The sequence below is a fragment of the Oceanobacillus sp. J11TS1 genome (assembly GCF_018333215.1).
Classification (GTDB): Bacteria; Bacillota; Bacilli; order Bacillales; family Amphibacillaceae; genus Oceanobacillus.
The window spans coordinates 1-12,200 of the sequence record NZ_BORO01000045.1 but is presented as its reverse complement, the minus strand read 5'-3'; the positions used below and the strand labels follow the sequence as shown (position 1 = coordinate 12,200).

At 39.6% G+C, this 12,200-nt stretch carries 11 protein-coding genes and 4 tRNA genes; 11 read left to right on the top strand and 4 right to left on the bottom strand.

What is annotated here, in order from left to right; all coding sequences use genetic code 11:
- The first annotated feature begins 351 nt into the window (after window positions 1-351).
- Complete coding sequence (locus tag KI343_RS19240) at window positions 352-1,254, top strand: DMT family transporter (RefSeq protein ID WP_212928029.1); 903 nt, start codon at window positions 352-354, stop codon at window positions 1,252-1,254.
- Between the two features lie 109 nt (window positions 1,255-1,363).
- Here the strand turns inward: KI343_RS19240 and KI343_RS19235 are convergent, their stop codons facing one another.
- A complete protein-coding gene (locus KI343_RS19235; RefSeq protein ID WP_212928028.1) occupies window positions 1,364-1,798 on the bottom strand; it encodes a small multi-drug export protein in 435 nt (144 codons plus the stop codon).
- A 227-nt stretch (window positions 1,799-2,025) separates the two neighbouring features.
- Between KI343_RS19235 and rbsK the strand changes: the two genes are divergently transcribed.
- The 6 genes from rbsK (at window position 2,026) to nikC (ending at window position 9,252) form a co-directional block, all read left to right on the top strand.
- Window positions 2,026-2,919, top strand: a complete 894-nt coding sequence (rbsK, locus tag KI343_RS19230; RefSeq protein WP_212928027.1) for a ribokinase — start codon at window positions 2,026-2,028, stop codon at window positions 2,917-2,919.
- Window positions 2,920-3,275: 356 nt separating this feature from the next.
- A complete protein-coding gene (locus KI343_RS19225) occupies window positions 3,276-4,292 on the top strand; it encodes an ABC transporter ATP-binding protein (protein WP_212928026.1) in 1,017 nt (338 codons plus the stop codon).
- Window positions 4,267-5,235: an ABC transporter ATP-binding protein gene (locus tag KI343_RS19220; RefSeq protein ID WP_212928025.1), complete on the top strand. Its 969-nt coding sequence runs from the start codon at window positions 4,267-4,269 to the stop codon at window positions 5,233-5,235. The genes KI343_RS19225 and KI343_RS19220 overlap by 26 nt, the downstream gene beginning before the upstream one ends.
- A gap of 49 nt (window positions 5,236-5,284) precedes the next feature.
- The gene (locus KI343_RS19215) at window positions 5,285-6,961 is read left to right on the top strand and encodes an ABC transporter substrate-binding protein (protein WP_212928024.1); all 1,677 of its coding nucleotides are present in this window, start codon (window positions 5,285-5,287) and stop codon (window positions 6,959-6,961) included.
- A gap of 341 nt (window positions 6,962-7,302) precedes the next feature.
- A complete protein-coding gene (locus tag KI343_RS19210; protein ID WP_212928023.1) occupies window positions 7,303-8,304 on the top strand; it encodes an ABC transporter permease in 1,002 nt (333 codons plus the stop codon).
- 12 nt (window positions 8,305-8,316) lie between these two features.
- Window positions 8,317-9,252, top strand: a complete 936-nt coding sequence (nikC, locus tag KI343_RS19205) for a nickel transporter permease (protein ID WP_212928022.1) — start codon at window positions 8,317-8,319, stop codon at window positions 9,250-9,252.
- Window positions 9,253-9,372: 120 nt separating this feature from the next.
- On the opposite strand, the gene KI343_RS19200 is transcribed toward nikC, so the two are convergent.
- From KI343_RS19200 to KI343_RS19190, 3 genes are read right to left on the bottom strand one after another with little or no spacing between them, the layout of a single operon-like run.
- Window positions 9,373-10,344 carry a DUF4097 family beta strand repeat-containing protein gene (locus tag KI343_RS19200; RefSeq protein ID WP_212928021.1) on the bottom strand — a complete coding sequence of 324 codons (972 nt, stop codon included), beginning with the start codon at window positions 10,342-10,344 and terminating at the stop codon, window positions 9,373-9,375.
- Window positions 10,341-10,904 carry a DUF1700 domain-containing protein gene (locus tag KI343_RS19195; protein ID WP_212928020.1) on the bottom strand — a complete coding sequence of 188 codons (564 nt, stop codon included), beginning with the start codon at window positions 10,902-10,904 and terminating at the stop codon, window positions 10,341-10,343. Before KI343_RS19195 ends, KI343_RS19200 begins: the two co-directional genes overlap by 4 nt.
- Entirely contained in the window at window positions 10,897-11,217 is a 321-nt protein-coding gene (locus tag KI343_RS19190; RefSeq protein WP_212928019.1) for a PadR family transcriptional regulator, read from the bottom strand. Before KI343_RS19190 ends, KI343_RS19195 begins: the two co-directional genes overlap by 8 nt.
- 439 nt (window positions 11,218-11,656) lie before the next feature.
- On the opposite strand from KI343_RS19190, the gene KI343_RS19185 reads away from it, so the two are divergent.
- The 4 genes from KI343_RS19185 to KI343_RS19170 all read left to right on the top strand — a co-directional run bounded on the left by KI343_RS19185 (window position 11,657) and on the right by KI343_RS19170 (window position 11,996).
- Window positions 11,657-11,733: transfer RNA gene (locus KI343_RS19185), tRNA-Arg, on the top strand.
- A 1-nt stretch (window position 11,734) separates the two neighbouring features.
- Window positions 11,735-11,811 (top strand) — tRNA-Pro (locus KI343_RS19180).
- Between the two features lie 25 nt (window positions 11,812-11,836).
- A tRNA-Gly gene (locus tag KI343_RS19175) sits at window positions 11,837-11,910 on the top strand.
- A 12-nt stretch (window positions 11,911-11,922) separates the two neighbouring features.
- Window positions 11,923-11,996: transfer RNA gene (locus KI343_RS19170), tRNA-Ile, on the top strand.
- The last annotated feature ends 204 nt before the right edge of the window (window positions 11,997-12,200 follow it).

The following is a 12,200-nucleotide window of genomic DNA, read 5'->3' as shown; positions in this document are numbered from 1 at the left end:
GGTTCATAGGCCAAGACCCAACTATGGAAAAAAGCGTTGGCCTTACCACCAAGGCTACCATGCCCACTACTCCATGTAAAACCGGTGCACTTCCTGGGAATTTACACATACTTATTGACAGTACCCAAAAACCACTCGAAAATCGGGACAATCCGCTCCGGCTAAAGCAATCCTCGCTCGGAAACTAGTTTAATCCACTCCGCCCAAAGTTGAGTGGGTTTTAAAAATGTATATAAAATGCTATTATTATTCGATAATGGTACAATTTTTGTTGATGTAGGAGCTGGTTCTGGAGTAGAATCGCTAGGATTTCTTTTTACATAACCAAATTCAATCTCAGAGGGAGGGACAATATTGAAACAAGGAACAATTAATTTATTATTAGTTATTTCAATTATCTGTATATCTTTATCAGCAATACTTGTAAAATTATCGGATGCACCGTCTACCGTTATGGTAATGTATCGGATGTTTTTGGCTTGCCTGGTGATTTTGCCTATGGTTCTAAAATATCGAAAATCTTTTGCGAAGATTAAGAGAAAAGAATGGGCAGCGATTGTGTTCGCTGGAATTTTTTTAGCAAGTCATTTTGGATTATGGTTTGAATCACTGGATCATACTACAGTGGCAAGTTCTACGTTAATTTTAGCCTTACAGCCTGCGATTGCATTAATTGGTGGACTGATATTTTTTAAAGAAAAGCTCGATATGCGTACCGTAGTTGCAATGGGAATCGCGTTTATTGGTGTTGTTATTGTGGGCGGAGGAAATTTAGGTACTGGAAATGAAGCCTTATTAGGAAATATTTTATCCTTCCTTGCTGTTGTTTCAGTTGTCGCTTACTTGCTGATTGGTCAGCGAAATGTGAAATCAATTAACCATTGGGTATATAGCTTTTTAGTATTTCTGATAGCTGGCATAACGGTTGCGGTATTTAATCTTATTAGCGGATTATCTTTTATTGGATATAGTACAAATGATTGGCTGGTCTTTCTGGCGCTGGCGATATTCCCGACTGGGGCACATATTATTTATAATTTACTGTTAAACTATGTGAATACAACAACCGTCTCTATAAGCACATTAGGGGAACCTATCGGAGCGTCTTTATTAGCAATTGTCCTTTTAGATGAGATGCTTACTCCAATCGAAATGGTGGGAGGCGTCCTTATTATTGCCGGGATATTCTACTTTCTAAGACTGCAGGGCGGGTCTAAACAAGTAGTGCCAAAAGAAACTATAAAAAGTGGTTGAGAGAATGGGTTTTAAACGGATCCATTCTCTTATTTAGTTTACAGGTTTAGAAGATTACATTCTTAAAACATTTTCGCAGTTTACCATTTGACAGGATGTAAGGCTGTTATCAGTTTAAAAAGTCTATTCCGAGATGCGTTAAAATAGCTATAATAATACCGTAAATTAAAATACTGATTGCGGAAGAAATAAATAATTGAAATTTTTTCATTCCGATTGCATACCCAATCACTCCTACTGCCCATGAGCCAATAAGAGGTGTCAAAAAGATAACAAAGATTGGACCATGCTTTTCAATCTTCGCTTTATACTTGCTGTTTGCAAGCTTGCTGAGATAACGATTTATCCGCTCAAACTTGGCGAGGAAATCATAAAAAAAGGCAATAAGCGGGATAGGCAAGAAATTCCCTAACACAGCCCACAAAACAGAGGATACAGGATCTAATCCTAATACCATAGCTGCGGGAATAGCGATATAGATTTCAAAGAATGGAAAGAAACCGATAAACCAAGCAGTAAGTGCTAAAGAAATGTATTCGAGCAATGTTATGTTCCTCTCATTTTAAGATGTTAATGATAATTTTAATACTAACGAAAAAAAGAAAGCGCGGTCAACAAATATAGTGACTATATCTATCCATCGAAGAAAAGCAATTTGAACAAAGGAGAGCTTTTGTTAAAACGATTCTCTATTAGTATAATTAATAAAGTGGCTGCCAGCTACTTTAAAATAGGCATGGCTGCTGAAAAACAACGTAAAGGATGAATGATATGAAAAAAACGCCCCGTGTGTGTGTCGTAGGAAGCATCAATATGGATATGGTAACAATAACCCACGCTGTACCGAATCAAGGAGAAACGGTTCTTGGTGAATCTTTTAAAACCTATCCTGGCGGGAAAGGGGCGAATCAAGCGGTGGCAGCAGCCCGGTTAGGAGCTGAAGTTGTTATGGTCGGAGCTGTTGGAGAAGATGCTTTTGGAAAAAGTCTAAAAGAGCGTTTTAAAAACGAGGGAATCGAAACCGAGGCAATGGATACAGTACAAAAAGAATCTACAGGGGTTGCTTCTATTATTCTTTCTGAAGGCGATAACCGGATTATTGTGGCACCTGGAGCGAATAACTATGTCACTCCGGAAGCCATCCAAAAGAAACAAGATACCATTTTAACCAGCGATATTATATTGATGCAATTTGAGATACCAATGGAGACAATAGAATATACGGTAAATCTTGCTTATAAGCATCATATTCCTGTAGTTATCAATCCAGCACCATATCAGGCGATTCCTGAAAGTGTTATTGAAAAAGCGACTTTTATAACACCGAATGAGTTGGAACTGCAAGAGCTGAAGAAAGCAACAAATTACGAGGTCATACGCGAAAAAATCATTGAGACAAAGGGAAAGCATGGTGTTGCATTTACCTTGCCGAATGGAGAAGAAAAATTGATTCCATCTTATCCAGTAAAGGTTAAGGATACAACAGGAGCAGGAGACACATTTAATGGAGCATTTGTGACGGAATATGCGAAGGAAAAAGATATTTCAAAAGCAATCCAATTTGCAAATGCAGCCGCATCGTTAGCGGTAGAAAAGCTTGGTGCCCAAGAAGGGATGCCTGCTAGAGAAGCAGTAGTAAAAAGAATGAAAGAGTATAATCGTTAACATCAGGAGCCGTCCCTTCTCTGTAAGGGATGGCTTTTTAGTAAGAGATATTTTCATAAATAAGTTCTTTGGGCTTAGCTGAAAAACCGCGTTATTTGTAGGTTTAGCATACCTCAAATAATATAAAATCTTCCTTTATATAGAAAACGCTTGCAAAACTATTGTAATAAAGTATAATTAATAGTGATTAAATATTCTAAAAAATATAAATTAAAAAGGTTATTTTCTATGAAATAATTAGTGCATGTTCAAAAAAGCTGTTAAGAAGGACCGAGCCATTAAAATTCCAGGAGTCTTGAATTTTTTAACATCCTTTATGATGATATTTTGATTTTAAGAGGGACGGGGGAGCATGAATGTCAGACAGAATCCTTGAACTAAAAGATTTACATACACATTTTTTTACTGACAGTGGGGAAATTCCAGCTGTAGACGGCGTAAGCATTAAAGTGCACAAAGGGGAAGTTGTCGGTATTGTTGGGGAATCTGGAAGCGGAAAAAGCGTCACTTCGCTTTCCATTATGCAGCTTATTCCAAGTCCGCCTGGGAAAATCGTGAGCGGTGAAATAGATTTTAAAGGAGAAAATCTTGCGGTAGCTTCCGAAAAGCGGATGAAAAAATTGCGGGGGAACGAAATATCTATGATATTCCAGGAACCAATGACATCGCTAGATCCGTTGTTCACGATTGGGAATCAATTGATAGAAGCAATTCGGCTTCATCAAAAAATAACGAAAAAAGAAGCAAGAAAAAAAGCAATTAACATGTTAAAACTCGTTGGGATACCGAGAGCAGATGAGGTTGTGAATGACTACCCGCATCAGCTGTCTGGCGGTATGCGACAGAGAGTCATGATTGCCATGGCGATGTCTTGTGACCCAGAGCTGCTGATTGCAGATGAACCCACCACAGCGCTTGATGTTACCATCCAAGCCCAGATCCTGGATTTGATGAGGAGTTTAAACGAGAAAGAAAATACTGCTATTCTGCTGATTACGCACGACTTAGGGGTTGTTGCTGAAATTTGTGACAGAGTCGTTGTGATGTATGCTGGACAAGTAGTGGAAGAGGGTACGATGAGGGAAATATTAAAAGATCCGCAACATCCTTATTCCCAAGGGCTGATTAATTCCTTGCCTAAAATACATGAGAAGGAACAAAAGCTGTATTCGATACCGGGCGTCGTTCCGAAACCGAAAATGGGCAGGGTCGGCTGCAATTTTGCTCCAAGATGTGAATTTGCCTTTGAACGCTGTTTTCACGAGAACCCAGACCTTTACCCTTTAGGAAATAGTCGGCAAAGCAGATGTTTTTTACAGGATGATGGAGAAGGGGAGGTCAAGAAACATGCAAAAGCCGATATTGGAGGTTGATGGACTAAAGAAATATTATGATATCAAAGGTGGTCCGCTCGGGAGAAAAGTCGGTGAAGTAAAAGCGGTGGATGATGTATCTTTCATGGTGATGGAAGGAGAAATTTTGGGGATTGTCGGTGAATCAGGATGTGGTAAATCTACTACTGGGAAGTCTATTTTGCGCCTAATTGAGCCAACAGAAGGCAAAGTTATTTTTGAGGATAAAGATATCACGAACTTAAAGAGTGAAGAAATGCGCAAATTGAGAAAGGATATGCAAATTATATTTCAGGACCCCTATGCATCATTAAATCCGAGACATACCGTAGAAAAAATAGTCGGTGAGCCGCTTTTGGTGCATGGAATGAAATCTGCTAAAGAGCGGCAGGAGAGGGTAAAAGAACTTCTGGAGATTGTTGGTCTAAGCCCTTATCATGCCAAAAGGTATCCGCATCAGTTTAGTGGAGGGCAGAGGCAGCGTATTGGAATTGCCAGAGCACTTGCCAATAATCCGAAATTAATCATATGTGATGAGCCTGTTTCTGCACTGGATGTATCCATTCAATCCCAGATACTTAATTTGATGGAAGAACTGCGAGATGAGTTTAACCTGACATACATTTTTATTGCACACGACTTAAGTGTAGTCAAGCATATCAGTGATCGGATAGGTGTTATGTATTTAGGGAGAATGGTAGAGCTCACGGATAAAGATAAGCTTTATGACGATCCGAAGCATCCGTATACACAGGCGCTGCTTTCTGCTGTTCCGCTTCCGGATCCAGATCTGCGAAAAGAAAGGTTAATTTTGACAGGAGATGTACCGAGCCCTGCAAATCCGCCGTCCGGATGTGCATTTCGTACAAGATGTCCGCATGCGATGGATATTTGCAAAGAAGTAAGGCCTGAATTTTATCCAGTGGAAGATAATCATTTTGTTGCTTGCCATTTATATAAATAAGAGGCGGCAAGGTGGTTTCTTATATATTAAAAAATGAGGGGGAAAAACGATGAAGTTGAAATTTTCGCTTCTCGCCGCACTCATGCTTGCTGTTTTATTGGTGTTGGCGGCATGTTCTGGTGACGGTGGACAAAAAGGGGAAACCTCGCAAGAAGATGGCGGGGCGGGTACGGAGGACGAAACAGAATCAGATGCGGGAGCTGCAGAGGGAGACCAGGTGTTAATATTTGCCCGTGGCGGTGATTCGGAAAGTCTTGATCCGGCAAGTACAACTGACGGAGAATCTTCCCGTATTACAAAGCAAATTTACGAAGGTCTGTTGGAGTTTGATAAGGAATCCTTTGAAGTACTTCCAGGGCTCGCCCATGACTGGGAGGTAGCTGATGACGGGTTAAGCTATACTTTCTATTTAGAAGAAGGCGTTACCTTCCACGATGGAACTGATTTTAACGCAGAAGCTGTAAAGACAAACTTTGAGCGCTGGGCAGATCCTGAGCATGAATATGCCTTTGCCGATGAAGGATATGTCTATTCCATGTATGGGACCATGTTTGGAGGCTTTAAAGGTGATGAAAATCACGTTATTGAAGAAATCAATGTAATCAATGACCATGAAATTGAGTTTGTTCTGAACCAGCCTTTAGGATTTTTTCTGCAAAATATGGCCATGACCTATTTTCCGATTACATCCCCGGCTGCGTTGGAGGAGTATGGTCCGGCAATAAATGAAAATCCTGTTGGTACAGGTCCATTTAAATTTGTCAGTTGGAGTAAAGATGACTCTATTGTGCTGGACAAGTTTGAAGATTACCGCATAGACGGATTACCGAAGCTGGACAGGGTTGTGTTTGAAGTGATTCCAGATAACGCTGCCCGCTTAATCGCTTTGCGCTCTGGGGAAATTGATATCATGGATGGCTTAAACCCGGATGACGCAGCGGGTGTAGAAGCTGATGACGGTTTAGAGCTGTACGAGCGAGAAGAGAATAATATCGGCTATGTAGGTTTTAATGTAGGAAAAGAGCCATTTGATAACAAGGACCTGAGGCATGCAATTAGTCATGCTATTGATAAAGAAGCGATAGCAGAGGCATTATATGCTGGATATGCTACCCCTGCTTCTGTTCCGCTTCCACCGAGTTATATGGGCTATAATGACGAAGTGGAAAGCTTTGAATATGATCCAGATCGAGCAAAGGAACTGCTTGAAGAAGCAGGCTATGAAGATGGACTGGAAATTGAATTATGGACCATGCCTGTTGCAAGACCATATATGCCGGATCCAGAGACAGTTTCCGAAATTATTCAAAATAACCTCGCGGAAATTGGCATTACAGTAACCATCGTAAGAGAAGAATGGGCTCCGTACCTGGAAAAAACCATGAATGGAGAACACCAAATGTATATGCTTGGCTGGTCTGGAACAAATGGGGACCCTGACTACTTCTTAAGCAGTTTATTGCATGGAAGTAATGTTGGAAGCAGCAACCGGGAATTCTATGCCAATGATGAAGTGGATGAATTGCTGAATCAAGCCAAATTATCGATAGATCAGGATGAGCGGGCGTCCTTCTATCAGCAGGCACAGGAAATCATTGCCGATGATGCGCCGATGGTTCCTTTAGTTCATTCTAGACCGGTGCTTGCGACTACAAGTGCTGTACAAAACTATGTACCGCATCCATCAACGAGTGAATCATTGGCTGAAGTGGAACTAGCAAATTAATTAATATAAGTAGTGTTTAAAAGAAGGGAAAAAAGGACGGCTTCTTGAAGTACCATTTTACCGGACTTTTAAACAAACTTCTATAGAAGGAGACTTTCTTGCCGGTCAATGGCCTGCCTTCCCCTAAATCAGCTGATAGCAAAATGAATGTTATTCCTGCTGCATAGGGAAGGGATTGAACTTTTAGGGAGAGTCTCCTTCCTTTCACTCTAACCCGTTATCACTGTATCGTTATGGTTTTAAGGTTAGGTACAAAAGAAATTCGCTGTATTCTTTTTACATCATTAAAAAATAAAATGATCATTCTCAATTCAACATACATAAATAATGGGGGTGAAATAATGGTTTCCTATATAACCCGGCGGCTATTAATGATTATTCCTGTGCTGATCGGAATGACATTAATCACCTTTTCTATTGTCCATCTGATTCCCGGAAATCCGGCTCAGGTCATACTTGGAGAAACCGCTACGCAAACAGCAATAGAAGATCTGGAAGAAAGTATGGGGTTGAATGAACCTTATTTAGTTCAATATGGAATATATGTAAAAGACTTGTTGCAGGGAGACTTGGGTACTTCTTTGCGATCCAAAGCGGATATATCCAACGAAATTTGGCCTTATATAGCAGCTACGTTTGAGTTGACCATTTTTGCTATGCTTTTTGCTGTATTTATCGGAGTCAATGCAGGCATTATTAGTGCTTGGAAGCAAAACTCCTGGTTTGATTTTCTTGCTATGCTGGTTGCTTTAATTGGTGTATCGATGCCGGTTTTTTGGCTTGCTTTGATGGAACAATGGATTTTTGCTCAAGAGCTTGGCTGGTTTCCTGCTTATGGAAGGCAGGATAACAAGGATCCGATTGCACCAATCACTTATTTTTATGTGCTGGATTCATTGATTCATTTAGACTTTTCCAGAACGGGGACGATACTGAAGCAATTAGTACTTCCGAGCATTGCACTGGGAACAATACCAATGGCTATTATTGCAAGGATGACAAGGTCGAGTATGTTAGAAGTGATGAAATCAGATTATATTCGGACGGTCCGCGCCAAAGGCTCTGGGCAATTTCTTATTATTTATAAGCATGCTTTAAAAAACGCGGCTATTCCTGTGCTGACCGTCATTGGTCTGCAGGCAGGAGTTTTATTAGGCGGTGCTATTTTAACGGAGACGATTTTTAGTTGGCCAGGTATAGGAAGATATGTGTTTGAGGCGATAAACTATCGGGATTATCCAGTTATTCAATCCGGTATTCTGATTGTTGCGTTTATCTTTGTGATCATCAATCTCATTGTTGACATTTTATATAAAATTATTGATCCAAGGATTAATTATTAAGGGGGCGCTGCGATGAATATAGATGAAAAAAAGTCAAGAGAAGCAGAACAGCAAATCGCCAATCCCGCAAAAAGAGGACAGCACATTGATACGGAACAAATCGAAGCAGTTTCGCCTTGGAGAGATTCATTTCGGCAGCTGAGAAAAAATCGTTTTGCGATGGCGGGCCTAATTATTATTCTTTTTTTCATTATACTAGGAGTTGTTGCACCGCTTCTTACACCATATACGTATGAAGAACAAAGTTTAACGAATCGCCTGCAGGCCCCTTCCAGTGAGCATTGGATGGGAACCGATGATCTGGGAAGAGATATATTTACCAGAGTTGCTTATGGAGCAAGAGTCTCATTGCAGGTTGGTTTTTTTGCTGTTATCGGTGCTTTGATATTTGGGACATTTCTTGGTATTATTGCTGGTTACTTTGGTAGATGGGTGGACATGATCATCTCCAGGATTTTTGATATACTGCTGGCGTTCCCAAGTATTTTACTTGCAATTGCCATCGTTGCAATTCTTGGAGCCTCATTGCAAAATGCACTTATTGCGATTGCGATAATTAATATTCCGATATTTGGAAGGCTTGTACGATCCAGAGTGGTTAGTTTGCGGGAAGAGGAGTATATTATGGCTGCGAAGGCACAAGGGATGAAAAATGGCCGGATAATTTCTCACCATATTTTACCGAATAGTATTACACCAATTATTGTCCAGTCTACTCTTGGGTTCGGGACTGCCATATTGGAAGCTGCTGCCCTTGGTTTTCTTGGCCTTGGAGCACAGCCGCCAACACCTGAGTGGGGACAAATGCTTGCAAGTTCCAGGGAGTTTATTCAACTGGCGCCATGGACACTTATTATGCCAGGGGTATCCATCATGCTGGTAGTACTTGGATTTAATTTGATTGGGGATGGATTACGAGATGCGTTGGACCCTAAAATGAAAAACTAAAAGGAAACTTATAAAAAATGTGCCGTCTTTTTCTATATAATAGAGGAGGACGGCACATCATTTTGACGTATGCAAGTTGGTGATTAATGGAATGGGACGATAAACTTTATCGTATCAGGCTTATTCAATTCTAATTCCGCCATTACTCGTATGGGCTTTAATAAGGGTTTCCCCATTCCCATAAGTGATATCCCAATCTTTTGAACCAAAAACGCGAATAGAACCATTCGTTGTACGTAAATCTAGTGTAGCATTTTCGGGTTTTTGATCTGAAGTAATATTAATTTTCCCGTTACTTGTCTCTAAATCCATTGGATAATCAAATCCTTGTGTTGCAATCATCATTGCTGCGTTTTTCGTTTTTGCTTTGATTTCCCCGGAAATATTCTGTAAGGTAATTTTACCGTTCGTAGTTTGGGTATTCGTATTTCCTTGGATAGAATCCAATGTTATCTTTGCATTATTTGTATTTGCAGTAACTTCACCAATGATGTTTTGTAAAGTGACACCTCCATTTGAAGTTTTTATATTTATATCACCTTGTACATCCCCTAACGTTATCTTCCCATTGGATGACTGTAAATCAACGGAAGAAGCTTCCAAACCCTTAACTTCAATCTTTCCATTGCTAGTATGAAATTTTAATTCATCTGCCTGGATATTTTCAGCAGCAATTTTTGCATTCGTTGTTTTAGCATCTATTTTTTGCATCATATCCTCTGGCAGAAAAACGTATAAGGTAGACTTCGAATGATATAAAAAATCAAAATCAACGAAAGAGAAGGAGTTTTCTTCTATATGAAAGCTTAATTTTTCGCCATCTATTGAAGTGTTAAGTTGTTTTTCTTCTGTGTTCTTTCCTTTTACTACATATTCAGCTCTTGGCTCGCTGCCATTTGCGGGTAGGAGATGGATTTCTGTATTCTCTGCATCGATTTCAATCTCATTCAATTCGCCATCTTGTAAAGGAATGATTTCTGTGTCTTCATAGGTAGCTGCTTCTTTATAGGAAGAATAGGTAGCAGCCATTCCGATAAACCCAATAACAAGGAGAAAAGCAGCCAAAATGATGATTCGTTTTAAATTTCTCATGAATGTTTTCCCCCTTTAACCGTACGAACATTGAATGCAATATATTTATGAGATACTCGAATAGCTGCTTTTGTAGTATAATAAGCACCTATAAAAAGCAGTAATCCTAGTCCGGCTATTGCCAGAGAAGCGAATAATTCAAACAAATAAAACGAACCAGGCTGGATAATCCATTGAACGATAGCCAGAAAAACCTGTATGACGAAAGAGAAAGCAGTAATCCAAATAGCTAGAATAATTCCTGCAATAGCAATGGAAGGACCAAGTACAAAAACAAGATTAAAAAAAGCAAGACCAATAATCGTCCAAACTGTACGAAATATATTTTTGTCAGAATGATTTATTCGTGTATTTTCAGATTCCTGTGTTGCTTGCAGATCTTTTGCAATCTGTTGCGGAGAACCTAGTGAGCGAACAATTTCTTCATCTGTTTTACCTTCTGCTCTTCCCAATTCAAAATGCTCTTCAAAGTCCTGTATGATTTCTTCTCTATCTTCTGAGGATAGGGATAGTTTTTTTAAGTAGTGCTGAAGTTCTTCTAAAAAACGAAGCTTATTCATTTTTTTCCTCCTTCATTAACAAATCAACGCCCTGCGTGAATTTTTCATATTCTTCTTTTAGTTCTTGCAGATACTTTTGGCCTTCATCTGTTAAATGATAATATTTTCTGCTTGGTCCTTCTGTGGACTCCCTAAGGTAAGTTGTGCAATAACCCTGTTTTAATATCCGGCGTAATACAGGATAAACAGACCCCTCTGATATTTTGATTTTATCAGTAATACGTTTAATCAGTTCATAGCCATAGAAATCTTGTTTATCCAATAGCACCAATACGCAGAGTTCAAGAACGCCTTTTTTAAATTGTGCATTCATTAAAGTCACCTTCTTTATATGTAAGCTGATGAATTCAACTATAGCATTTTGTATACTACTGTTCAATGGACAGTAGTTGATTTATTTTTTGAAGTATAAAGAATTTAAGGAGTAGGAGTAAACGCTGATTTTGGTGGGACGAGTAATCGTAGTCTCAGGTCTCAACTTGGACAAACATGCGACCTGTTTACAGGGTTGGGCTTGCCTAGTTTCTATTGTGGTTATTATAGGATAGTTTAATAGAAGAGATGACACTTTTCGGTAAAGAATAGTTTGACTATAATTTTTTGGGGATTTCCTCTTGCATCCATGTAAAGGACATGCTATAGTATTAAAAGTCGATTGATTGCACGAGCGATTGAGAGATTAATTGAATTTTTATTTTTAAAAGTTGCATTCTATTAAAAGATGTGATAATATATAAAAGTTCGCTTATAAAGCGCCCGTAGCTCAATTGGATAGAGCGTTTGACTACGGATCAAGAGGTTAGGGGTTCGACTCCTCTCGGGCGCGCCATCGGGAAGTAGCTCAGCTTGGTAGAGCACTTGGTTTGGGACCAAGGGGTCGCAGGTTCGAATCCTGTCTTCCCGACCAGAAGCTTTTTGAATTTAATAAATTAGCGGGTGTAGTTTAGTGGTAAAACCTCAGCCTTCCAAGCTGATGATGAGGGTTCGATTCCCTTCACCCGCTCCATAATGAAATTATGGGCCTGTAGCTCAGCTGGTTAGAGCGCACGCCTGATAAGCGTGAGGTCGGTGGTTCGAGTCCACTCAGGCCCACTCGATAACTTAAAAAAAGTTGTTGACATTGATTTTTGAATGTGATATATTAATAAAGTCGCTAATTTGAAGTGACGATGAAATTGCTCTTTGAAAACTGAACAAAACAACCAGTACGAAAGAAGAAAGACAACCTCGTTTTTCTTATTAAATAAGTCAGAAGTTGACTTCTGAAAGCTAAGAAACAAAAAACTTTTATAGAGA